At 67.7% G+C, this 25834-nt stretch carries 13 protein-coding genes; 5 read left to right on the plus strand and 8 right to left on the minus strand.

Annotated features, from left to right (window positions below):
* Window positions 1–903, minus strand: a complete 903-nt coding sequence (locus tag C8J26_RS19470; RefSeq protein ID WP_107960036.1) for a hypothetical protein — start codon at window positions 901–903, stop codon at window positions 1–3.
* Between the two features lie 157 nt (window positions 904–1060).
* Between C8J26_RS19470 and C8J26_RS19475 the strand changes: the two genes are divergently transcribed.
* The 3 genes from C8J26_RS19475 to C8J26_RS19485 are packed head-to-tail and all read left to right on the plus strand — an operon-like array spanning window position 1061 to window position 3611.
* The gene (locus C8J26_RS19475; RefSeq protein ID WP_056420793.1) at window positions 1061–1303 is read left to right on the plus strand and encodes a PqqD family protein; all 243 of its coding nucleotides are present in this window, start codon (window positions 1061–1063) and stop codon (window positions 1301–1303) included.
* The gene (locus C8J26_RS19480) at window positions 1300–3219 is read left to right on the plus strand and encodes an asparagine synthetase B family protein (RefSeq protein WP_167398930.1); all 1920 of its coding nucleotides are present in this window, start codon (window positions 1300–1302) and stop codon (window positions 3217–3219) included. The genes C8J26_RS19475 and C8J26_RS19480 overlap by 4 nt, the downstream gene beginning before the upstream one ends.
* A 14-nt stretch (window positions 3220–3233) precedes the next feature.
* On the plus strand, window positions 3234–3611 hold the full coding sequence (locus C8J26_RS19485; protein WP_107960040.1) for a lasso peptide biosynthesis B2 protein: 378 nt from the start codon (window positions 3234–3236) through the stop codon (window positions 3609–3611).
* Here C8J26_RS19485 and C8J26_RS19490 read toward each other — a convergent pair.
* Both C8J26_RS19490 and C8J26_RS19495 read right to left on the minus strand, forming a co-directional pair.
* Window positions 3578–4789, minus strand: a complete 1212-nt coding sequence (locus tag C8J26_RS19490) for a nucleotidyltransferase family protein (protein ID WP_107960042.1) — start codon at window positions 4787–4789, stop codon at window positions 3578–3580. The genes C8J26_RS19485 and C8J26_RS19490 overlap by 34 nt on opposite strands.
* A 98-nt stretch (window positions 4790–4887) precedes the next feature.
* Window positions 4888–5481 carry a hypothetical protein gene (locus C8J26_RS19495; protein WP_146168925.1) on the minus strand — a complete coding sequence of 198 codons (594 nt, stop codon included), beginning with the start codon at window positions 5479–5481 and terminating at the stop codon, window positions 4888–4890.
* 336 nt (window positions 5482–5817) lie between these two features.
* Between C8J26_RS19495 and C8J26_RS19500 the strand changes: the two genes are divergently transcribed.
* Both C8J26_RS19500 and C8J26_RS21110 read left to right on the plus strand, forming a co-directional pair.
* Window positions 5818–12534: a M10 family metallopeptidase C-terminal domain-containing protein gene (locus tag C8J26_RS19500; RefSeq protein WP_167398931.1), complete on the plus strand. Its 6717-nt coding sequence runs from the start codon at window positions 5818–5820 to the stop codon at window positions 12532–12534.
* 35 nt (window positions 12535–12569) lie between these two features.
* Entirely contained in the window at window positions 12570–12698 is a 129-nt protein-coding gene (locus C8J26_RS21110) for a hypothetical protein (RefSeq protein ID WP_268796179.1), read from the plus strand.
* A 287-nt stretch (window positions 12699–12985) separates the two neighbouring features.
* Here the strand turns inward: C8J26_RS21110 and C8J26_RS19505 are convergent, their stop codons facing one another.
* From C8J26_RS19505 to C8J26_RS19525, 5 genes are all read right to left on the minus strand, one after another.
* A complete protein-coding gene (locus C8J26_RS19505) occupies window positions 12986–13480 on the minus strand; it encodes a hypothetical protein (RefSeq protein ID WP_107960047.1) in 495 nt (164 codons plus the stop codon).
* 525 nt (window positions 13481–14005) lie between these two features.
* Window positions 14006–20326, minus strand: coding sequence for a Calx-beta domain-containing protein (locus C8J26_RS19510; RefSeq protein WP_107960049.1), 6321 nt, complete (start codon window positions 20324–20326; stop codon window positions 14006–14008).
* A gap of 162 nt (window positions 20327–20488) precedes the next feature.
* Complete coding sequence (locus tag C8J26_RS19515; RefSeq protein WP_107960051.1) at window positions 20489–21790, minus strand: HlyD family type I secretion periplasmic adaptor subunit; 1302 nt, start codon at window positions 21788–21790, stop codon at window positions 20489–20491.
* An 11-nt stretch (window positions 21791–21801) separates the two neighbouring features.
* Window positions 21802–23550, minus strand: coding sequence for a type I secretion system permease/ATPase (locus C8J26_RS19520; RefSeq protein ID WP_107960053.1), 1749 nt, complete (start codon window positions 23548–23550; stop codon window positions 21802–21804).
* The gene (locus C8J26_RS19525; RefSeq protein ID WP_208631478.1) at window positions 23547–25211 is read right to left on the minus strand and encodes a TolC family protein; all 1665 of its coding nucleotides are present in this window, start codon (window positions 25209–25211) and stop codon (window positions 23547–23549) included. Before C8J26_RS19525 ends, C8J26_RS19520 begins: the two co-directional genes overlap by 4 nt.
* Window positions 25212–25834: the final 623 nt, after the last annotated feature.

The raw sequence follows: 25834 nt of genomic DNA on the forward strand, positions 1-25834 counted from the left end.
TCATCGCGTCGGCGTGAGGGACAGGCGTTCGATCAGGATCGACGCCCGGTCGAGCTGGTCGAGCGCGCGCGGGCGGACGATGCGGTAGACACCCGCCGCGCCGAACAGGTCGAGACATTGCCGCCAATGCGCCGCCTGCCGCCCCATCGGCACCACCAGCTGACCGCGGAAGGTGTTGGCGACCAGCGCGCCGACCGCCTCGGCACCGGGCAGCGGCGAAATCGCGAAATCCTCGCCCCAGTCGAGCAACACGACCGCGGCGAGATCGACCGCACGGTCATCGGCAGGCGCGTCGACGGGGACGCGGTATTTGTCCATGTCGACAAGGACCGGCTCGAGCCCGTCGGGCGTCCGCGCGATCGCGCCGAGCGACGCACGCCACAGCTTGAGGTTGCGCAACCCCGGCCACAGCCGCGCCGACCCGCCCCCGCCCCCGCTTTCGATCGCGACCGCGCAGATATCGTCGCAGATCACCCGGTGGCCACGATGCTGGAGATGCATCGCCATGGTCGACTTGCCGCTTCCCGCGGGCGCAATGAAGACGATGGCGCGTCCATTCACCTCCACGGCCGAGGCGTGGAGCGGCAGCAGCCCGCGCTGATGCAGGAGCGCGCCCATCGCCGACCCGAGCAGATAGGCGCGCACGTCGCCGTCGGGCACGTCGGGGCAGGGCTCCACCACCATCTCGCGCCCGTGGCGGACCAGGAATCGGCCGACGCGCGGGACGTCCATCCAGAAATGATCCGCGTCGCACCGAACATCGGGAAGGATTTCGGGCGCGTCGGGGGGCGGGGCCGCAGCCATGCGGACGACGACGTCGATGGCCCCGGATGTCGCTTCGTGCCCATCGTCGCCTGCTTCGTCGACGAGGTGCAGTTCGGGCAGCGGCAACGTCGATTGCAACCGGAGGCCGAACGCCCGATAACACCGCGACGAAGAGGATGACGGAGACCAGGGTGACATGACCCCGGCTTACCGCGCGCTTCCCGACCCGCCAAGGGCGGCCCTGCAGCTGGAGAGACACGTGGACGGAATGACGCTGGTATCGAGGCAGCCGGGAATGATCGAGGCCGACGCGGCCGGCGAACTGGTCGGCCTGCACGTCGAGCGCGGCACCTGCTACGGGTTCAACGCGACCGCGACGCGCGTGTGGCAGCTGCTGGAACAGCCGCGCACCGTCGATCAACTGGTCGCCGACCTGCTCGCCGAACATGAGGTGGACGAGGCCGAATGCCGCGCCGACCTCCACGACCTGCTTGCGTCGCTGGAGAGCGAACAGCTCGTCGGCCTGACGCCGGCATGACCGCGCTCGCCGGCCTGTGGAGCCGGCGCGACGCAGCAACCGAAACGACGGTCGGGCGGATGCTCGACGCGCAGGCCGCGTTCGGGCCCGACGCAGCGATCCGCCGCACGCTGGATAGCGCGACGCTCGGGCGACGGCTGTATGCGCTGGTTCCCGAGGATGATTTCGACCGCGGTCCGGTGCTGGGCAGCGACGGCACGCTGCTGCTGGCCGCGGATGCGCGGATCGACAATCGTGACGAGATCGCCGCGGCGCTCGGCCTGTCGTCCGCCGAGCTGGCGCGCGTGGCCGAGCCGCAGCTGGTGATGGCGGTGGTGGAGCGCTGGGGCATCGCGGGTCTCGCCCGCGTCGTCGGCGCGTTCGCGGTGATCCTGTGGGACCGGCGTCGGCAGGCGCTGACGCTGGCGCGCGATCCGATGGGCGAGCGGCCGCTCTTCTACCATCGCGGCGACGGCTTCGTCGCGACCGCCTCGATGCCGCGAGGGCTGCACGCGCATCCCGACATTCCCTACGCACCCAGCACGACCGCGACCGCCGACTTCCTGGCGGTGCTGCCCGAAGGCGAGGAAAGCTTCTTCGCGGGTATCACCCGCGTCCGGCCGGGCCATGCGGTCACGATCGACGCCGACGGCCTCACCGAGGCTCGGCTGTGGACGCCGGTGCGCACAGTGCTGCGGCTCAAGCCCGCGGACTATGCCGAAGGGCTGCGCGCCGAGCTCGACCGCGCGGTCGCGGTCCGGTTACGCCGGCACCACGGCGCGGTGGGGGCGCATCTGTCCGCCGGGCTCGACAGCGCCAGCGTCGCCGCCACGGCCGCCCGGATGATGGAGTTTGAGCCGTTGCATGCCTTCACCGCGGTGCCCGGGCCCGGCGCGCCCGCGCCCGGCGGGGCGATCGCCGACGAGGGGCCGATCGCCGCGCGCGTCGCCGCGCTGCACGCCAATATCGTCCATGTGCGCGTGCAGGGCGACGGACGATCGCCGCTGCCGCTGCTCGACCGGCATTTCGATCTCTACCAGCGGCCGGTCATGAATCCGTGCAACGCGGTATGGGCCGAGACGATCAACGATGCCGCGCGCAGCCGCGGCGTGAGCGTCCTGCTGACCGGACAGCTCGGCAATTTCACGCTGAGCCACGACGGTATCCCGCACCTCGCGCAGCTGCTCGGCGCCGGGCGGCTCGTCGCGCTCGCCCGGCTGGCGCGGCAGCTGCGCACGCGCGGCTGGCGCCGGCGACGGATCGGCGCCGCGATGCTGGGCCCGTTCCTGTCGCCCGCCGCCTGGAGCTGGCTGACCGACCGGTTCGGCCGCTCGCTCGCGCTGCACAGCTACAGCGCGCTGCGCCAGGACGCGATCGCCGACCTGGACGCCCGTGCCGCGATGACCGGCACCGATCTGTCCTATCGCCCATGGCGCGACGGGCGGGCGATGCGGCTCTGGGGGCTCGATCGGGTCGACATGGGATCCTACAACAAGGGAACGCTCGCCGGTTGGGGCATCGACCTGCGCGACCCGACCGCCGATCGCCGGCTGATCGAGTGGGCGCTGAGCGTCCCCGACGAGCAATATATCCTGGGCGGCGAACCCCGGTCGCTGGCGCGGCGCGCATTTGCGGACCGGCTGCCGCCCGAACTCGTCGGTGAGCAGCGGCGCGGCTATCAGGCGGCCGACTGGCACGTCGGCGTGTCCGGCGCGCTAAGCGAGATGGTCGCCGAACTCGACGGGATCGAACGCTGCCGACCGGGCGAGGCGCTGGTCGATGTCGCGCAGTTGCGTGCGCTGGTCCGCGACTGGCCGGACTTTGCCGCGGACGACCCGCGCTGGAACCAGCCGGCGATCGTCGACCGTTACCGCTCCATGCTGCTGCGCGGCGTCGCGGCCGGGCATTTCCTGCGCCGGGCGGCGCGCACCAACTGATCCGCCGACTGCCCTTGCTGATCGAGGCGCTGGCGATGCTGGCGCTGGCGTCGTTGCTGATCGCGATCCTGTCGTTCCGGCGGATCGCCGCCATAGCCGCGGTGCGACGCTCGGCAACCGCGGCGACGCCGGCGCAGGCGCGCGCGATCGAACGCGCGGTTGCCGCCTGGGGCCGGCGCGTGCCGTGGCGCGCGGTATGCTTCCAGCAAGGGCTTGCCGCACAGTTGATGCTGCGGCGGCGCGGATTGGCGGCAGCGCTATATTACGGCGCCGCGCGCGACGAGACGGGGCAGTTGATCGCGCATGTCTGGGTCCGCTCGGGCGCGGTCGACGTGATCGGGTGCGAGGGCGCGGAGCGTTACGGCCTGCTGGCGGTGTTTCCGCCTGCCTGACGGCGCTCCCGGCGCAGGCGGATCGGGCGCAGCAGCAACCTGCCCGGGAGCGCGCCCAGAATGGCGAAGGGCAGCGCCCAGTGCGGCACGCGCAGATGCGCGGCGATATAGGGCCGGGTCACGAACCGTCGCGCCGCGTACCACCGATGCGCCGCGCCGGGCATGAGCCAGCCTTGCGCGCGTGCATAAGCGAGGTGTTCGCCGAACGGCCGCATCAGACGCCCCTCCGCATCCTGCGCCGCGACGATCGCGGCATGCGAATAGGCGATGAGCCGCTGCGTCACGCGGTCCGCGCGGATCGTGGCAAGCAACGCAGGCGGCACGTCGAGGCCGAGGATCTCGTGTGCGAGCACGATCGCGACACCCGGCGTCCGCCCCGCGCCCAGCGCCACGGCATGGGCATGCAGCGCCACCACGTCCTCGTCGCGCAACACCGCGGCGACGTCGGCGAGCCATTTCAGCCGCGACCATAAATGCGCGGTGCCGTGATAGGCGAGATAGGCAAAGAGCGGCACGGTCGCGAGCGTCGACAGTGCCTGGCCTGGCATCAACGCCACGGCCTGGCGTGGCGAGCCCAGACCGACCGAGGGCAGCGCGACGGGGTTGTCGGTAAGCGCAGTATGCAGCTCGACCGTGGTGCCGCGGCCCGCATGGTGCCACTCGGTTTCCTTGTTCCCGGCGAGAAAACGGCGGACCTGGACGGGATCGTCGATCCCCCCGAAGATCGACAGGCGATAGCCGAGATCGCGCAGCACCCGGCCCGCATCGTCAAGGTGTGCGCGCGCGATCAGCACGTCGATGTCCCAGGACGATTTGAGCGTCAGCATCCCATGCGCGCGCATCCCCAGCGTCGCGCCCTTGACGAACACCGTGTCGATCCCCGCCGCGGCGAGCGCGCGCCCGACGCGGAGTTCCTCGCCGGCGTTGCGCAACGCCTGCAGCCGCGCCGCGCCCGCGCCCGCCGTCAGCCGCGCCGCGGCCGCCCCCGCAAGCACGATGCCCGCGGCGGCGAGGCCCTGCTCGACGAACCCCTCGACGCGGTGGCGATGCGCGAGCGTGGCGACCGCGTCCGCATCGAGCGGCGAAGCCGCGGCGCGGGTGATCGCCGCGACCCGGCCGGGATCGGCCAGCGGCCGCGCGCAGGCGGCGACGAGCGCCAGCGCGCGATCGGCGAGCATGGATCGATCGGGATGGGCAGGCGCCGATCGGTCGATCGCCGCGTCGTCCAGCGCGACGCCCCCACCAGACGCGACCAGCCCGACTGAGGACGTGATGGCTATGTGCCCTTCGCTGCGCCGGGCGCCGGCGTGCCCGGGTCGGCGATCATCGGCGTCGGCGCGCCACCGGGGCGGGCCGCCACGACATCGGCATATCCGCCGCAATACTGACCCGCGGACGTGCCTTCGCGCGGGCCGCCCGTCACGGGCATGCCGCAATATTTCCTCGCGCGCAGGACCACGTCGCGAAGCACCACCACATGCCCGCCGCGCAGTTCCACCGTCAGATGCCCGTCGGGGCCGACCCGGACAAAGGCCGTGGACAGGGTTTTCCGTCCCCGCGCCTCTGCCGGCGAGTCCGTCGGCGGGTCGGCAGGAGGGTCGGCGGGCATGGCCACGGCAAGGTTCTCGGCGACCGATACCGGCTCTGGAACCGGCGCCTGGGCGGCTTGCGCAGGGGCGCGGGCATCGGGCGCGGTCAGATTCGAAGCGGGCAAATTCGGGGCCGCAAGATCCTGGCCGCTGGACCTTGCCTCCCCCGAACCTCGGACGGTGGTTCCTGGAACGAGGCTGGAACTGCGCATGGCGGCATCCTGAGGTGAAGGCGTGCAGGCTGCAAGCGCCGCGGAGAAGGGCAGCAGGATGCGGGGCATCGCGTTCTCCGTCGGCTTGCACACAGCTCTCGATACGCGAACCGCGCGCTTGAGTCACGCAGGGGTGGCAGGGCGGGATGCGCAGGGGACCGGTCGCGCGCGGCGGCTAAAATTTAATATTTATTTTCAAAGGTTTCGTTGCCCCCGCCTCGCAACGGCAGCGTCTCTTACCGATCTTTAGTTAATTCCAACCAAACCCACCACGCTTGTCCTTGACCAGCGTGAACATATGATGAAACATATGTAATAATTAGTGCGGGTTGGGCGCGAATCTGGCCGGGATGATGCGCCTGCCACCGTACGACTATGCGATCGTGTCATTCAGGGGGACCATTGATGAATACTTCCGACCTCGACAACAGCGTGCCTGTCGACAATGTAATCATCGGCTCCTGGGACCCGCAGGCGGAAAACGAGCATGGGACCGACGCCGGCTTCTACAGCACGGCCACACCGATGGGCGAGACGAGCGGCGCGTTCGATGGCGGCGCATTCGATGGCGATATGGGGCCCGGTGCGCTCGACATGCTGTCGGACATCGACCACCCGACGATCGCGGACGATTCGCACGACGACGACAACCCGAAATACGCCAAGGCGAACGCCCCCAGCCCGACCGATGCCAATCCCGAAGGCAATAATATCGGCACGCTGCTGCCGCTCGGCACCAATTCCGACGGAAGCCACTTCTTCACGGGCAACCGCAACGTCGACGCGACGCTGATCGGCTCCAAATGGGGCACGCTGAACCTGACCTACAGCTTCCCCACCTCGGGCTCGAACTATAACGGCAGCGGTTACGACACCAACGGCGTCAGCCTCTACCACATCGACCTGGGTGCACAGCAGCAGGCCGCGGCGCGCGCCTCGTTCGCGCAGCTCTCGGCCGCGACGGGGCTGACCTTCACCGAGATCACCGACACCGACACCGTCCACGCCAACATCCGCATCTCGCAGAGCGCCGACCAGGACGTGGCATCCGCCTATGGCAACTTCCCGTCCGACACGCGCGGGCTCTCGGGCGACATCTGGTTCGGGCGCACCAGCCAGCCTTATTACGATCTCGCCTTCAAGGGCACATGGGGGTACGCCACCATGATGCACGAGATCGGCCACACCATGGGGCTGAAGCACGGGCATCAGGACTATACCAACAGCGATCTGTCCTTCTATTTCGGCGGCGCGCCGCGCTACGGCACGCAGTCGCTGACCCCGGATCGCGACGGCCAGGCCTGGTCGCTGATGACCTATACGCCGGCGCCGTTCACCAACAGCAACTTCGCCGGCGAAAAGATCAACCAGCCGCAGACCTACATGCAATATGATCTGGCCGCGCTCCAGTACATGTACGGCGCCAACTACACCACCAATGCCGGCGACAGCGTCTACACCTTCAGCCAGACGACCGGCGAGATGTTCATCAACGGCGTGGGCCAGGGCGCACCGTCGGGCAACAAGATCTTCCTCACCGTCTGGGACGGCGGCGGCAACGACACGATCGACGCCAGCAACTATTCGAATGGCGTCACCATCGACCTGCGGCCGGGTGAATTCTCCACGGTCGACCAGTCGCAGCTCGCCAACAGCCTAGCCTATCAGGGGCTGACGTCACTGGCGCCGGGCAACATCGCGATGTCGCTGCTCTACAACAACGACGCGCGGTCGCTGATCGAGAACGCGAAGGGCGGCGAGGGCAACGACGTGTTCGTCGGCAACATCGCCAACAACATCCTCGACGGCGGCGCGGGCAGCGACACGGTGATCTTCACCGGCGTCACGGGCGTCAACGTCACGCTGAACGACACCGGCGCGGACGTCATCGTCAGCCACGACGGCGAAACCGACACGCTGCGCAGCATCGAGAACATCCAGGGCACGATCGGCAACGACGTCCTGATCGGCAACAGCCAGAACAACACGCTGAGCGGTGGCGCCAGCGGCGCGGACATGCTGTCGGGTGGTGGCGGCGACGACCGGCTGATCGGCGGCGGTTTCACGACCACCACGACCTATTCGGCACCGTCGCAGGCCGACATCACCAAGCCGCAGTCGACCAACAACGGCAGCATCGCCACGGCCGTGGCGACCGCCGGCGCCTATGACGTCGACGCGAATGCCGACATCACGAGCGCGACCAGCCTCCCGCACGCGACGATCAATGCCACCGCAGCAGGCGGCGCGCTGGAATATTACCGGATCGACGTGACGGTCGCGGGATCGCAGGCGATCTTCGACATTGACGGCCCCGGCACGCTTGACGACAGCTTCATCGAGCTGGTCAACGCCGCAGGGACCGTGCTGGCGAGCAACGACACCGGGTCTGGCGACGCAAGCTATCCCGGTCACGATGACGCCTATCTGACCTACACCTTCGCCGCAGCGGGTACCTATTACATCCGCGTCGGGCTTTGGAATGGTGCAGCCACCGCCCAGCCGCTGACCGCCGGGCAGACCTATCAGCTCAACGTCTCGCTGCAGAACGCGGCAGTGGTGACCACCACGGTCACCGCCACCAACACCAGCAGCCTCGTGGCGGACGGCGGCGAGGGCAACGACTTCCTGCAGGGCACCATCGCCAACGACATACTGAACGGCGGCGCGGGCAACGACACCGCGTCGTTCGCAACCGCGTTCAGCGGCGGCTCCACCACGGGTGTGACGGTCGACCTGAACGCACAGGGCAGCATGCAGAACACGGTCGCGGCAGGGTCGGACACGCTGTCCGGCATCGAGAACCTGATCGGGTCGCAATATAACGACACGCTGATCGGCGACGGCAACGCCAACGTCATCGAAGGCGGCCTTGGCAACGACACGCTGATCGGCGGGGCAGGCGACGACACCGCCTCCTATGCGGGGTCCGCGGCCGGCGTGACGGTCAGCCTCGCGCTGCAAGGCGCAGCGCAGGACACCGGCAGCGCCGGGATGGACACGCTCACCGGGTTCCAGGACCTGCTGGGCTCCGCGTTCAACGACAGCCTGACGGGCGATGCCAGCGAGAACGTCCTGACCGGTGGCGCGGGCGACGACACGCTCAATCCGGGCGCAAATGCGGGCGGCACCGTCGACGTGCTCGACGGTGGCACCGGCTCCGACACCGCGTCCTTCGCTGGATATCCGGCTGGGGTCATGGCGTCGCTGAACGGCGACGCGGACGGGGTCGCGACGCTTGCGGGGGTCGCGATCGCCACCTTGCGCAACATCGAGAACCTGACCGGCTCGGCCGGCAACGACATCCTGAACGGCGACGCCAACGCCAACGTGATCGAAGGCGGCCTCGGCGACGACTATCTCGTCGGCGGGGCGGGCGTCGACACCGTGGCGTTCAGCGGGGCGACCGGGGTAACGGTCAACCTCGCGACGCTGACCGCCCAGAACACGGGCGTCGGCAACGACACCATCCTCGGCTTCGAGAATGTCCGCACCGGCTCGGGCGCCGACACGATCACGGGCGACGCCATCAGCAACGTCTTCTACGATGGCGGCGGCAACGACAGTTATGACGGCGCCGGCGGTTTCGACACGGTCGACTATTCCGCCTCGACCTCGAGCGTCTCGGTCAACCTCAACATCACCGCCGCGCAGACGATCGGTACCTCTGGCGGCAGCGACTCGCTGCGTGACATCGAAGTCGTCATCGGCGCGTCGACCTTCACCAATAGCCTCATCGGCGGCAGCACCTCGGCCAACCGCCTGGTTGGCGGCGCGGTCGCTGACTTCATGGTCGGCGGCGGTCTCTCGGACGTCCTGATCGGCGGTGCCGGCAACGACGTGCTGTTCGGCGACTATGTCAACACGTTCAACACCGGGGCGATCGCGGCCGACGGCAACGACGTGCTCGAGGGCGGTGCGGGCAACGACGTCCTCGTCGGCGGCATGGGCAACGACATCCTGCGCGGTGGCGATGGCGACGACACTCTGGTCGGCGGCATCGCCAATGGCAGCAGCGCCGGGCTGAGCGCGGTCTTCACCAACGACGGCGGCAACGACACGTTCGACGGTGGCGACGGCACCGATCTCGCTTATGCCTATTACACGGACCGTGCGGGCGGCGTAAGCTTCGACCTCGGCAACCTGGCCGGCAACAGCGCGATCACGATCGATGGCGTGGCGGCGGGGTCGTTCACCAGCGTCGAGCGCGTGATCTTCCGCGGTGGCATCGGCAACGACGTCGTGCGCGGCGGCGGCACGCTCGACACGCTGGTCGGCAATGCGGGCGACGACGTCCTCGATGGCTGGTACGGCAACGACACGCTGTCGGGCGGGCTCGGCAACGACACGCTGATCGGCGGTGAGGGGCTGGATACCGCGACCTACGCGAACTCGACCTCGGGCGTGACCGTCGATCTCCGGATCCAGGGCGCGGCACAGGATACGGGCGGCGAAGGCATCGATACGCTGGTCGGGATCGAGTATCTGACCGGCTCGGGCTATGGCGACACGCTGCGCGGCAATGACGACTTCAACCTGATCACCGACAATGCGGTCGCCACCACCACGGGCACGCTGACGCAGACGGACTCGCTGTTCGGCTATGGCGGCAACGACAGCATCCTGGTGACCCGCGCCAACACGACCACCGCCGGCACCGTGAACGCGGCGACCAACATCGCCATGGACGGCGGCGACGGCGACGACTTCATCGAACTGCGCGGCGGCACGCTGTCGACCGCGCTGGCGACGAACGTTGCCGGCCTGTCGGGGTCGACCTACCTCGCGCTGGGGGCGACCTCCAACGATCGCAACATCGATGTCGTTACCGTCGATGGCGGTGCGGGCAACGACCGTATCGTCCTGACCGGCGTCGCCAGTGCCACGATCAACGCCGGCTCCGGCGACGACATCGTGAGCATCAGCATGCGCGGTGCGACCACCGTCAACAATTATGTGCTGACGCTGGGCACCGGCGCCGACATCATCCAGCTCGGCGTGGGTGCCTCGGCGGGGGCGTCGACGGATGTGGCGACCACCGCCCGCAGCAACCGCGTCACCGACTTCGAACGCGGCAACACCGGTGACAAGTTCGAGCTGACCAGCTTCCTCAATCTGGGGCTGACCGGCTACACCGCCAACAGCAACGCGTTTGCCAGCGGCCATCTGCGCCTCGTCCAGTCGGGACGCGACCTGCTGATGCAGACCGATCGCGACGGCGCGGGCGTGACCAACGGCTTCGTGACGGTCTTCACGATCACCAACGGCTATACGGGCGGGTTCACGGCGTTCAACTTCGATGGCTTTATCAGCGCGCTGACGTTGACGGGCTTTGCCGAGGACGAGACGATTACCGGTGCCACGGGCAACGACGTTCTCAGCGGTGCAGGCGGCAACGACGTGCTGATCGGCCTGGCTGGCAACGACACGCTGGACGGCGGGGATGGCAACGACGTGCTGCGCGGTGGTGCGGGCGACGACATCCTGATCGGCGGCGTCGGGAACGACACGGCCAGCTACAGCGATGCGACGGCCGGCGTGACGGTGAACCTCGGCCTGACCACCGCACAGGCGACCGGAGCGGGCTCAGACACGCTTAGCGGCATCGAGAACCTGACCGGGTCCGCGTTCAACGACACGCTGACCGGCGATGCAGGCGCCAATATCCTCAATGGCGGCGACGGCGACGACACGCTGGCAGGCGGGGCCGGCATCAACACCGTCAATGGCGGTGCGGGTACCGACACCGCGGTGCTTCTGGGTAACTACAACGACTATAGCATCACGCAGCCGGGGGCGACGTCGGCTACCTTCCTTCGCACCGACGGGTCCGACGAGGTTGGCCTGTTCGACAATGTCGAGCGCTATCGCTTCGCCAACGGCGTCGTGCTGACGCTGGGCACGGGTGGTTCCGACTTCTTCGACCTGTCGGGGAAGACGGGTGCCGTGACGCTGTCGACGGGTGCGGGGAACGACGCGATCCTGGCGGGCGCGATGCTGACCGGCGCCGACCGGATCGATGCCGGCGAAGGCACTGACCAGGTCGGGCTCCAGGGCAACTATACCGGTGCCAACCGGCTCGTCCTGGAGGCGGGGACGCTCAGCAACGTCGAGGTTCTCGCGACGCTGGCAGGCGGCAACTACGACATCGCCTGGAACGATGCCGGGGTCGGCGCGGGTCAGGTGTTCACGGTGTTCGGGGGCAATCTCGCCCAGGCCGACAGCCTGACCTTCAACGGTTCGGCGGAAACCGACGGTTCGTTCCTGATGTTCGGCGGTGCCGGCACGGACACGCTGACGGGCGGCGCTGGCAGCGATGCGTTCTTCTTCGGGCCCGAGCGGTTCGGGTCGGGTGACGTCGTGGTCGGTGGCGCGGGGATCGACCAGCTCGGGCTCGACGGCTTTGCCGGCAACCTGACGCTGAGCGGCACCAATGCCGATGTCGAGATCGTGGCGCTGCTGCGCGGCGCGAACGGCACGACCAACAGCTATGGCACCATCTTCGTCGATGACAGCTGGGTGGCCGCGGGCGCCACCAAGACGATCACTGCGGTGACCAGCTTCCAGGACCAGATGGGCCCGGTCGCGGCCAACCTCGTCATCGACGGCAGCCAGGAAACCAACGGGATGCTGCGCCTTATCGCAGGATCCGGGAACGACACGCTGTTTGGCGGCACGGGCAACGACACGCTGTTCGGTGGCCTCGGTCGCGACCTGCTCTCGGGCGGGGCCGGCAACGACGCCTATCTGTTCAACTCCGCGGCGGACTCGAACGTCACGGTCGGCAGCAACGGTGCCGCAGTCCTGAACTACGATACGCTGTTCGGCTTCACGGGCGGGGAAGACACGATCCAGGTTAATGGTCAGAGCTATGACGTGTTCACCGCCGGTCAGAACGGTCGACTGGACGATGCCACGTTCAACGATGACCTCGCGGCAGCCTTTGGCAATATCGGCGGCAATGCGGCAGTGACGTTCACTGCAACCTCGGGTAATCATGCAGGCGAGACCTTCATGGTCCTTAACACCGACGGTGTTGCCGGGTATCAGGCTGGCACCGATCTTGTTCTGCATCTGGCAGCGGTCAGCGACCTGACGCCGCCTTCCGTTATTCTGCCGTAATCACTACAGTCGTAATCACTACACGGGAGCTACACATGACCAAGACCAGCACGACGTCGACGACCCGCAAGCCTTGGGTCCGCCCCGCGGTCCAGAAGATCGCGGCAGGCGCCGCAGAGACGGGCACCCGCACGACCAGCGACGGAGCGTTCACCACGTCCTGATCGCTGCGCGACTAACAGGAATGGCCGGCGCGATACCGATCGCGTCGGCCATTTTCGTTTCGGCACGGTATAACCATAGCCGGCGCGCACGGTGCCGGCCCCGACGTCACGAACGCCGGACATAAGCGCTTCGTCAACGCCCTTGTGAGACGCGTCGCTGGCATCGGCCCAATCGATCACGCGTTTCGGCCAGCCGTTTTCGTGCCCGCCCTATGCGGGGAGCGGTGAGAGGATGTTCGGAATCGTACGCTAAGCCCTTGGCGCACGGGAACGGCCGGACGTGGTGTTTAGCTGCCGTCCGCTGGCGACAGCACTAATGCGCCTCTTCGCGGCCGCAAACGGATCGCGCCCCAAGCCGCACCCGCCGCGAGAAGCCAGTAGATGACGACGTTCATGCCCACGCCGGATAACAGGTAGGCTTGGACACTCATCGGCAAGGTGGTGCGACCGGAGGGATATGCATAGCACTCTGTCCACTCGCCTCGCCAGAACGACAGGATAAGACGGTCAGCGGGGGCCTTCTTGAACGACGGATCGCAATCGTCGGGGATTTGGGGTGATGATAGTATCAGAAGGCCAGCATCGCCTGTATTTCGCCAACCGCCGAGTTCAGTTGCAGGTAGCTTCCCATTCTTTTCGATGTAGGCTGCGGCAGCTTTGAACTTCTGATAGTAAGCTCGGTCTATCGCGGCTTGCGAGGGAAGCATGAGCGGCATCGTTCCGCCGACGAACGCGAAGAACACTGCGACGAGGCCCAGCAAGAAGCAGAAGAATATTCGCATACATCGGCTCATCCACGTAGGGATGCCCTTTGCAGCGGATGTCTGCAACTGGGCGCTTCCTGCCGTAGCGGGCGCTCCACAAACGAGGGTTTGCGTGACGATCGCCAGTCCTGACCGATCGTAGGCGATCTATGTCACATAACCCGTCTCTCAATCTACGCGGACGTTCGAACTCTATGATGTCGAGGACGCGATCGGCGCTGCCATAGAGCCTGCCGGCGTCATCGAGGGACACGAGATCGGGAGAGGCTTCTTCGTCATATTTGTCACCGGCGCGCGCGCCGACACACTTCTGCCAATGATCCAGACACGCCTTTCGATGCTCGGTGTTCGTTCGGGCTCATTCATCGCATTGCGCCGATCTGACGGATCGGAGACGCGCTTCCCGACGCCCCCTTAGATCCCGCGGCAGGGCCCGAAGCGCCCTCCGGTAACGCCGCGACATGTCGACATGTCGGATTTTTGCCACGGCTGTGACGGCGGTACCGCGGTTGCCACTAACCGCGGTACCGGGTCAAAGCGGGATCAGGCGATCAGCGTGTGCACCGCGACCATCTCCGGCAGCGCTGCGGAGAACGCGGCCATGTCGACCGGTGCCACGCCCACCTGGAATGCGGCGGGGGAGACGATGTGCAGGACCAGATCCTCTCCGGCCTGATAGCCATCGACCCCATTGGCATCGACCACCAGGAACGTCTCGCCCTGATGGTTGCCGGCATTGGCGTTGACGAACACCGCCGACCCGCTCGTCAGGCTGCCACGCACCGCGTTGCCGAGGTCGGTATCGAAGCTCGCATCGTCGAGCCGACCCGTGACATCGGCACCGTAGGTGGTGCGATCCACGCCCGCGACCTGGACGACGTCCGTGCCGCGGGTGAAGCCGACCAGCGTGTCGTAGCCCGTGCTCGTCGACTCGCTCGCGCCATCATAGGCGAAGCGGTCGTTGCCAGCCCCGCCGGTCAGCGTGTCGCGACCCGCTCCGCCGAACAGGATGTCGTTGCCGCTGCCGCCCGTCAGCGTGTCGTTGCCCGATCCGCCGATGATCGTCAGGTTGCCGTTGGTGACCGCGCGGCCGTCGACGATGAGGTCGGTCGTCAGCGGCAGGCCCCAGACCGTCTTGGTCGCGCCGCCCGTGACGAAGCTGTCGGCGAGGGTGATGCTATAGTCGTTCGCGCTGCCCGGCACGATCGGTCCTGCGAGCAACGCCACGGTCTCGACACCCGCACGGCTGTCGAGCGTGATAGTGTAGTCGCCGTCCAGCGCCAGCTGGTCGGTACCGGCGCCCCCGACGACGACATCGCTCGCGCCCCAGCGATCGGGGCCGAAGAGGAAGCCGTCATTGCCCGCGCCCCCGGTCAGGGTATCGACGCCGAGCCCGCCATACATGACCAGCGACCCCGAGCTCACCGCGGACCCGTCGACGGTAAAGGCGTTGCCCGCCTCCAGATTCGTGCCGAAGACGGTGAATGTCCGGGTATCGCCGATGACGCCGTCGTTGAGGACGATGTCGTAGCTGGAGCCCGGCAGCGCCGCGAGGATCTCGACATCGTTGAGCGTCGTGGCGGTCAGCACGAGGCGGTTGGCGCCGGTATACTCACCCTGGATGCCGACCTGATCGATGCCCGAACCGCCGTTGATGCGGTCCGCGCCGGTCAGCGCGGCCCCGAAGAAGACGGCATCCGCGCCGGCGCCGCCACTCACGCGATCGACGCCCCCGTTCGACAGGTCGAAATAATCGGCACCTTGCGTGCCGCCATAGCTGTCGTTGCCGGTGGTCCCGGCGATATGGCCGGCACTGTCGGGCGCAGGGGTCGCGATGCCGGTGATCGTCACCGTCGCGGTGGCGGTCGACCCGCCGCTGATCGTGTAGGTGAAGCTGTCGGTGGTTGTCGCACCCGCCGCCAGCGCGCTGAACGCGCCGTCCGGGTTGTAGGAGAAGGTGCCGCCCGACAGCAGCGTGACGAGCGCGCCCGAGGACAGGCGCACGGACTGGTCGACGCCCGACGCACTGCCGTTCAGCGCGATGACGCCGAGCGACGGATCGCCGCCCGTATCGTTGGCGAGCACGGTGCCGCCATAGATCGAGATCGCGGTGATCGCGAACCCGTCGGCGACCGCGACGGCCGGGCCGGTACCCGTGCGTGCGATCCCGATCAGCGCCAGCGCCTGGTCGTGATCGGTCGTCGACAGCCCGTCATTATAGCCCGCATTATAGTGGACGATGTCGAAGCTCGATCCCGCATACAGCCCGGTCGAGACGATGACGTTGTCGAACGACTGGTAATAGCCGTCGAAATAATAGGTGTAGCGTTCCTCGACGGGCAGTTTGTAGATCAGGTTGGACAAGGCACCGCTATTGCCGGCCGGTGCCAGCGTCTGCAGCGCGGTCTCGTAGTAGAAGCCGTTGAAGTCGCCGTTGACGACGAACTGATGCGACGGATCGCGCGCGAGCAGCGCATCGACATAGGCCTTGGCCGCGGTCGCCTGCGCGGTGCGCGCGGCGTCGCCGGCGTTGTTGGGGGGCTGGTTCGCGCCGTACAGCGCGTCCGACCCGCCGCGCGACGTCGAGTGCATGTCGATCGCGGTGAACACCTGCCCGTTGAACACGAAATCGGCCACGACCGGCTTGCGCGTGCCGGCATAGGCCTCGGCCTGGATCGCGGTCGTCGATCCCTCGACATAGCTCACCCGCTCGGTGTTGAAGAGGAAGCCGTTGCGGATGTTGCCGTTGGGGGCCCCGCCGCTGGTGTTGGTCGCGGTAGGCGCGACCTCGACATAGCGATAGGTCGCGCCGCCCGCGGCGGCGATCGCGTCGATCAGCTTCTGCGCGGTCGCGGCACCCGACAGGTCGGTGCCCGCATTCTCGCCATCGGCGTCCTGGACCTCCTGCACGCCGATGATGTCGGGGTTATGCAGCGCGTTGACGATCTCGTTGGCATGGGTGGTGAACCGCGCATCTACGATCGCCTGCTTGGCGGCATAGGTGACGTCGGTATCGCCGGTCGCCCGCGTCGCCACGGGCGCCAGATTCTCCAGGTTGAAGCTGGCATAGCTCAGCCCCGACACGGTCCCGACCAGGGTGGTCGTTTCGCGGGGCAGGGGGGCAGCGCTGGTCGCGGCGCTGACCGTGCCGATCGGGTCGACTTCATATTCGCCCCCGAAGTAATTCACGATGCCGGTCACGTCGTTCAACGTGTCGCCCTGATGATAGGCGCCTGCCGCGGCCGTGCCCTGATAGATCTTGATCGTCTCGGGGTTCACGTCGCCTGCCGAGATCGTCATGCCGCCCCGGCTGTTAAGCCCGGTCGCGCCCGCGCCCAGCGAGGCGACGACATAGGTCTCGCCATTGGCATTGGTGTCGGCGACGACCCGCGGTGCGCGCACGGTGACGCGCATCCCTTCGAGCGATTCATAGAAATCGGCGCCGTCGGTGGTCGGGTCGTAACTGGTGAGGCGATCGTCATCGATCACCTGGGTGGGCGGCGCGCGGCCGGTGCCGTCGGTCGCGATCAGCACCGCGGCCGGCAACGCGACCGACCCGTTGGTGACCGTGATCGCGGTCGGGCTGTTGAGCTGCGTGATCGTCAGGTTGGTCGTGGCCGACGCGAATTCGGCGACCGTCCCCGACAGCGTGATCGCATTGCCGACCGATACCGTCGGCGCGGTCGTCCCCGTCGAGACGAAGATCGCATCCGACGTGCCGTCATTGCCGTCGCCGTTCGGATCCTGGATGTAGAAGCCGTTGCTGCGCACCGAGGTGACGACGCCGCTGGTGGTGACGACCTGGCCGGTGAACAGCGAGCGATGGCCAAGGCCCTGGAGATCGTAGATCGCGATCGGGCCGGTATCGTCGTTGAGGATCGTCGCGGTCGCGCTGGGGGCGGGAACGACGAAGCCGACCGGGTTGGTCAGAGTGACGACGAAGGTCTCGTTGGCTTCGTTGATCCGGTCGCCGTTGACGAGGATGGTGATCGTCTTGCTCGTCTCGCCGACCGCGAACGTGACCGTGCCGGTCTGAGCGACATAGTCGCTTCCCGCCTGCGCGGTGCCGTTGGCGGTGGCGTAATCGACGCTCGCAGCGCCGATGCCGTTCGAGCGGGTGACGGTGAAGACCGCGGCAGTCGCGCCGCCATCGCCCTCGACGACGCTGATGTTGCTGATCGCGGCGGTGGGATCGGTGCTCAGATGTGCGGTGACCGCGACATTGTCGATGCCCACCTCGTCGCGGCTGCCGCTGCCGACCGACGCGGCATGGATCCAGCGCAGATAGAGATAGCCGCCATCGGCGACCGTGCCGGCAATGCTGACCATCTCGTTCTGGTTGGTGAAGTTGGCGGTCGTGTTGTCCGCGGTCGTCGGGGTCGTGAAGCTGGCCGCAGCGACGCTCGTGAAGGTCGTGCCGTCGGTCGAATAGGCGAGCTGCATGCTCTCGCCGCGCGTCGCATTGTTGCGATACGCCCAGTCGAACGCGATGTCGAAGCTGGTCGCGGTCGCGCCGCTGGTGTTCTGGATGCGCGCCTCGATAAAGCCGCCTGCGTCGAGCTCGGCACCGGTCGGCTGGAGGATCAGCGCCCGGTCGTTGACCGGCGTATAGACTCCCGCGGTCACCGGATCGCCGCTGATCAGGCCGCGACCGAAATCGCCGCCCGAGGCGCCGGTAAAACCATAGGATGGGTTGGTCTGGTCCGACAGGCCGACGACGCGCCAGACGTTGGAGTCGAGCTGCCCGCTGCTCGCCACGGCGCCCGGCGCGAAGCCCGACGCAGCGAAATTGGCGAAATTGGTCGCGAAGATCGACGCGGTTGCCGGCACCGCGTCGTCATTGGCGATCGTCCCCGTCGCCTGTCCGCCCGCGATGATCGCATTGGTCGGGTTGGTCAGCGTCACCAGCAGCGTTTCGTTACGTTCGAACACCGTATCGCCGTTGATCACGATGCTGACGGTGGTGCTGGTGGCACCCGCCGCAATGGTGAAATTGCCGGCCAGCGCGACATAGTCGCTGCCCGCGGACGCGGTGCCGTCCGACGTGGCCGCCTGGAAGCTGATCCCGCCGGTGGGGGCGGGCGCGCTCGCGGTGACGGTGAACACCAGCACGCTCGTGCCGGCATCGCCCTCGATGATCGAGGCGTTGGCGATCGACAGCCCGGGCAGGTCATCGTTGGTGATCGTACCGGTCGCAGTCGCGGTGGTGATCGTCTGGCCTGCGCCCGACAGCGTGACGGTGAAGGTCTCGTCCGGTTCGCTGACGCTATCGTCGGCGATCGGGACCAGGATCGTCGCGGTGGAGGCGTTGGCGGCGAACGTCACCTCGCCCGTGGGCAGCGTGCCGCCCGCGAAATCGCTCGCCGTGGCGGTATCGCCGGCGGCCAGCGACACCGCATAGGACAGGGTGGCCGCCTGGCTGAGATCGCCGCTGCGCGTGACGACGAACGGAATGCTGCCGCTGGCTTCGCTGGCGCTGCCTGCGGCGATCGCGAACGCGGAATCGTCGTTCAGGATCGTGTTGGTCAGCGTGGCCGGGCTGACGTCATAGCCCGTGCTCGGCGAGGAGAGCGCGAGCACGAACGTTTCGTTGCCTTCGACCAGCGTGTCGCCCGCGACCGTGATCGTCACCGTCGTGCTGCTTTGCCCGACCGCAAACGTCGCGGTCCCGGTCGTCGGACCGACGAAATCGGCCGCATCCGCGGTGCCGCCCGCGATGACCGCATAGCTCGCCGAGGCGGCCGCGGCGGTGCTGCCGGTCCGAGTCAGCGTGACGGTGTAGACGGTATCGGTGCCGGTGCCTTCGCCTTGGCTGATCGCCGTGGTCTGCAGCGCGATCGTCTCGTTTGCGACGGCGGCCTGCGGTGCGAAGGCGACTCCGCGAAACGCCGTGTTGGTCGCGGCGGTGGCAAGCCGCGTGCTGCCGCCCGTCAGGATGCCGTTATAGCCCGTCATATCGCTGAACAGGTCGAGCGCGGTGCCGGTCGTGCCGAACAGAGTCACCGTGCCGCCATTGATCGCCCCCGTCAGGCCGGTCAGCCCGCTATCGACGATCGAGCCGTTCGCGGTCCACAGCCCGCCGACGAGCGAATATTTGAACAGCCCGCCGCCCGACCGGCTGTCGGCAACGTACAGCGTGTCGACACCGTCAACCGCGGTGGTGAGATCGGCGAAGAAGAAGGCGCCGGGTGCCGCGGCGGTCGCGTTGGGCGAGGTCGCCGAGCCGTCGCTGGCGATGTTCGTGATGGTCTGCCCCGCGGTCGTCGGTTCGCCACTCCCTACGGTCGCGATCCGGAAACTCCCCGACATCGTGCTTTCGTAAAGCTGGCCGCCATAGAGGCCGAGCCCGCGGACATTGACCGGGCCGGTCGCGCTGGTGTTGAGCTGGGTGACCGTCGCGGTGCCGAACGTCCCGTAGGAAACGCCGGTCGTCGACGTGCTGACATAGAAGGTCGCGCCCGTCTCGCTCGCGATGCCGCGGACGTTGCCCGAACCGATAGCCACCGATGTCGACGTGTCGACAAGCCCATCGACGCCGACCCGGCCGATGACTCGCCCGGTCGTGGCCGACAGCGCAGCGGCATTGGTCGTCGCCACCGCGGTGTCATACCCGGTCAGCATCAGAAAACGGCCATCGGCGCTGCGCGTGAGAAGGCCTTCCAGCGCCGAATTGCCGATCGCGGTCAGCGTCTGGTTGGTGATCCCCCCCGCACTGGTGTCGGCGGTCGGCAGCGCGATCGACTGAACCAGGACCCCGGCCGTCGTATATTCGTCGAGGAATACCGCTGCGGTTGCATTCGACAGCGCGGTCGCGCCAGTCCCGACCCGATAGACAACGACATTCCCTGCGGCAAATCCACTCACAACCGATCCCCCCGATTACGCCACGCGATTCTACGCCCCTGTGCGCAAAATCTCGCAATTTCATGCGCCTATCGTCATTACATGACGGCAGCATGACGAACGTGTCAGCTTTGGCGCATAAGGAAAGCCTAAATCGCGCAAGCGATCGTTAGGCGCGTCGCGCTATTCGCGGAGCGCCTCTTCGCGCAACCGGGTGAAGGGCGTCAGAATATAGGCCATGATCGAGCGCTTATCGCCGATCAGGTTCACGTCCGCGGTCATGCCCGGACCGATCACCAGCCGCTGGCCTTCGGGGCCGCGGAAGTTCTGCGCATCGGCCCGGACGCGCACGGTGTAATGGCTCTCGCCGGTGCGTTCCTCGACCGTGGCGTCGGGGGAGATGGTCAGGACGCGGCCGTCCATGCCGCCATAGACGCCCGATTCATACGCGGTGATATTGACGCGCGCGCGCTGACCGATCCGCACGGCAGCGATATCCTTGGGGCTGACGAGCGCCTCGACGGTCAGCGTCTCGGCGCTGGGCACCACTTCGACGATCGGCTGGCCCGCACCGATGCTGCTGCCCACCGTCGACACGAGCACGCGATTGACCCGGCCATCGACCGGGGAGGCGACCGTCGAACGCCCGAGCTTGGCCGCGAGTGCCGGCATCGAGCGCTGGCGCGACGCCATTTCGGATTGCGCCGCGGCAAGATCGGTCCCCGCCTGCGCGCGCCAGCTGCTGCGCACCTGCGCCAGGCTCGCCCGCGCTTCGGCGACCGCGGATTGCGCGCGCGCGATCGCGGCCGAGGCCTGCGCCGCATCGGTTCCCGCGACCGCGGCGCTGTTCTCCAGCTGGATCAGCGTCAGCTGCGGCTCGATCCCGCGGTCGACGAGCGGGCGGATCATCTCGAGCTGGCGCTTGGCAGAGTCGCGCGCCGATACCCGCGAGGCATAGGCGGATCGCGCTTCGGCGACCGCGCGCTCGGCTTGCGCGGCACGCGCCGCACCGGCCGCGCTCAGGCTGGCCAGCTCGCTCATCCGCGCCGCATGGAGCGAGCGTTCGATACCGATCTGCTGCCCGACCTCGGGCGTGGCCGCGGCCGGATAGACCGGCTCGCGCCCGGCGATCTCCGCCTGTAACCGCGCGATCTTCGCGTTGAGCGCCCCCACCGTGATCTCGCTGCTGCCGAATTCCGCCCCTGCCTGCGTCTGGTCGAGCCGGACGAGCGGCTGGCCACGCTTCACGAGGTCGCCAACATGGACGAGGATCGCCGAGACGACCCCGCCTTCGAAATTGCTGAGCACCTGCAACCGGCTGCTCGGCACGACGCGACCGGGCGCGTGGACGGTGCGATCGAGCTTTACGATGCTGGCCCAGGCGATGAAGACGACGATGAAGCCGATAATCAGCCACAGCAGCAGGTTCGATACCGCCTTGGGCTTGATGCGATCGGCAAGGTCTTCGAGATGCGTATCGGACATGGATTTGATACTCAGGCCGCAGTGCGGGGACGCTGGAGCGATTGCAGGACGGCGTCGCGCGGTCCGTCCTGGACGATCTTGCCCGCCTCGACGACGATGATGCGGTCGACCAGCCGGACAAGCGCAGGCCGGTGCGTGATGAGGACGAAGGTGCGGCCCTGCAACTCGGTCTGGAGCCGGTCGATCAGCTGCATCTCGGTCGTCTGGTCCATCGCGCTGGTGGGTTCGTCGAACACGAGCAGCTGCGGCCGGCCGGCCAGCGCGCGGGAAAGGCTGATCGACTGGCGCTGGCCACCCGACAGGCCTTCGCCGCGATCCGCGAGCACCAGGTCATAGCCATTGGCGATCCGCCCCATAAAGCCATGCGTGCCGGTCAGCTCGGCGACGCGCAGCATCTCGGCATCGTCGACCCCGGGACGGCCGAGCGTGATGTTCTCGCGCACCGAACCGCTGAGCAGCACGCTCTCCTGCAACGCGGTGCCGATCAGCGATCGCATCGCGTGCGGATCATATTGGCGGATGTCGGTGCCATCGATCATCACCAGCCCTTCCTGCGGCTGGTAGAGACCGAGGATGAGCCGCGCGATCGTCGACTTGCCCGATCCGACCTTGCCCAGCAGCGCCACGCGCTGTCCTGCCGGGATGACCAGGTCGAGCCCGTCGAACGTCTTTTCGGCCGCGCCCGGATAGCGGAACGCGACGCCGCGCAGCTCGATCCGGCCATCGAAGCGGGCGGGCTTGAGCGCGGTACCGCGCGGCTCTTCGGACCCCGTCTCCATCATCGCGTCGATCTGCTTGTACGCGGTGCGCGTCGCCGACAGCCGCGACAGCAGCGCCGCGATCGTCGCCAGCGGCTGCACCGCGCGACCCGACAGGATCGAACACGCCACCAGCGCACCGGTGGTCAGCTGGTGATCGGCGATCAGGAACACGCCGACGACGACGGTCCCCGCATAGGCCAGCGTGTTCGCCGAGGCCGCGACCGTCGTCGCGATCGTCGAGACCAGACGCTGGCGCGTCGAACTGTCCGAATGCTGCTGGTTGGCCCTGGTCCAGCGCTGGCCGAGCAGACGGCTCGCACCGCTGGTCTTGACCATTTCGAGCGCGCCCACGGTCTCGACCAGCACGCTCTGCTTGGTCAGCCCTTCGCTCATCGCGCGCGCCGACAACCGGTCGAGCGCGGGGCGGGTCAGCCAGCCCGCCCCGACGACGATCGGAATCGCCGCCAGCGGCACCCACACCACCGCACCGCCAAGAATCGCAATGAAGATCAACGTGATGACGATGAACGGCACATCGACCAACGCGGTCATGGTGGCCGATGCGAAGAAGTCGCGCAGCGTCTCGAGCTCGCGCATCATGCCGGTCAGCGCACCGGTCGATCCCTTTTTCTGATCGAGCCGGATCGCGACCAGCCGACGGAACACCCGCCCGCCAATGTCGTGATCGATATCGGCGCCTGCCAGATCGGTAAAATAGGCGCGCAGCACCCGCAGCACGAAATCGAACACCACCACGATCGCCAGCCCGATCGACAGCGCGATCAGCGAGGAGAAGGCGTTGTTGGGAACGACACGGTCGTACACGGTCATCGTGAACAGCGACGTGATCAGTCCGAAGATATTGATCATCGCAGCCGCCAGCGCGACCTTAAGATAGGTGCCCTTGTTGCGCAGCATCGGCTCGACCAGCCACGGCGCGAAGCGCGGCCGCGGATGCTCGATCAGGTCGTGATGGGGCCGGTCGTGGTGATCAGTCATCGGGGTTCCAGCGCGGCAGGTTGGATGGCCAGGGCCGACAGCAGCCGGCCGGTCCGGGCGAGCAGCGCATAGCGCGCGGTGTCGAGCTCGATCACGGTCTGCACATAGCGGGCGGCGACGCCGAAATAATTGCTCTCGGCGCCCAGCAGGTCGAACAGCGTCCCGCGCGACACGCGGAACCGCTCCGCCAGCACGTCGCGTGCACGGCGGCTGGCCAGATAATTACCCTCGATCGCAGCCTGCGCGTCCTGCAACGCGGTCACGTCGGCCAGCGCGATCTCGGCATCGCGTTGCGAATCGATCCGGGTCCGGCGCAGACGTGCGTCGGCGCCGTCGGCGCGCGCCTGCGCCTGGTCGACGCGCTGCGGTCCACCGCCGCCCAGCCGCATGCTGAGCGTGAGGCTGCCGCGAATGTCGTAGTCGCGCGCGGTCTCGATGATCCCGTAGCGTCCGGCATCGATCCCGCCGGACAGTTGCGGCAGCAGATCGGACTTGACCGCGCGGACGTCCGAGCGCGCCGCATCGGCGCCGAGCTTGGCGGCGCGGATCGCGGGCAGCGTATCGATATCGGCGACCAGGCTCGCGGTGCCGATGCCGGCGAGCGACGGCTCGGGCGCGCGCGCCAGCGCGGCGGGCGGTGCATGCCCGATGACGGCGGCATATTGCGCCTCCGCGCCGGCCAGCTGACGCCGGAACTCGGCCAGCTGCGAATCCGAGGATGCGATATAGCTGTCGACCTGCGCCACGTCGCCCGGCGCGGCCGCACCCTGAAGGATGCGATCCTCGATGCTGCTGCGCAGGCTGCGCTGGCTGGTCGCAAACGCCTCGCCCAGCCGGACGAGCACGCGGTAGCCATAAACCGTGTACCAGGCCGAGACGGCGCGCAACGCGATCTGCGTCCCGATATCCTCGATGCCGACGCGCGCCGCGTTCAGTCGCGCTTCGCTCGAGCGGATCCGGCTGAGACTTGCGCCGAAATCGATCAGCGGCTGCTGGACACGCAGCAACCCGTCGGTGCGATGACTGGGACGCGAGCGTTCGAGGACGTTGTTGGGATCGTTGGAAAACGCCCGATCGATGATCCGGAACGTCGAGATCGACAGGTCGGCGGTAGGCAGCGCGCGCGCACGCGCCTCGCCGCGGACGCCCTTGGCCTCGTCCGCCTGCGCGATCGCCTCGTCGAGCGACGGGTTGCGCGCGACCGCCTCGCCGATCACCTGCTGGAAGGTCGCGAGCGGCGATTGCGCGTGCGCCAGTTGCAGGATGGGATCCGCGGTCGGATCGATGTGCAACGGATCCTGGCTCGGCGCCGGCAGCCCGCCGGGTACGCCCTGTGCCCAGGCCCCGAGACGCGGCGTCCCCCGGACGGGCGATGGTGGCCCGTACGAGCCGCTCGACGTCCGCGCGATCGGCGCGCTCGGCACCGCCAGCTCGACTGCCGGCGCAGGCATGGGTGACACGGTCACCGGCGTCGGAACGGAGGGCGTGGGCAAAGCCGGCGAGGGTGGCAGCGGTCGCGGCGTCGCGCCCTGCTGCGGATCGACCACCAGCGATCCTTGCGTCGCCGGCGGCGTACGCTGGGCATAGACCGGTACCGAGACCGGTGCGGCAGCCAGCGCCAGACCGGCCGCGACAACGGTACCACAGCCGGAACGGCGCACGCGCGCCATCCGTCCTAACCCCTGCATCGTGACGATGACCGGCAATTCTTGGACGGGCAATTCTTGGACCGGCAATCCTTGAACCAGCAATCCTTGCCGTCGCTTACCCGCATGCAGCCATCGCAAAGCACGATGGCCGTCGAACCTGTCATGTCGTCGCACCCCAGCTCGGCACTCAGGTTCGACTGTACCCCGCCACGCTGGCGGTCAGGACAGCCGATGCCCTTGCTCCCCTATACATCGCGGTGGCGCCCCTCCCAGGTCACCGGTCCCCTGCGGTCACAGTCTTCTATTTTTCCGCTCGCGACAAGGGTTTCACGCGACGAGCGTGACGACCGCTTCGCCGGTGAGGATGTGGCGCGCGCTTCGCCCTTGACGGCCGCGCTCTCCTGCAGGGACGGATAGGGGCCTGGGACAGGTCTTCTGCGCAGAACCGGCCGGGCGCAAAGTACCCGCCGATGCCGGATCGACCGCGCGGCAAGGACCGCGCGCATCGCTGCGAGCCGACACGGACGACATTCTCGCCATGGTCTCAGCGCTTGGCTCGAATGCCCGAAATCAGAATTCGATATCCTGGTGGACATACCAATCGTCAAACATCGAAAGCGCTTCGAAATGTCGCT

It is taken from the genome of Sphingomonas aurantiaca, from assembly GCF_003050705.1.
In the GTDB taxonomy this organism is placed as follows: domain Bacteria; phylum Pseudomonadota; class Alphaproteobacteria; order Sphingomonadales; family Sphingomonadaceae; genus Sphingomonas; species Sphingomonas aurantiaca.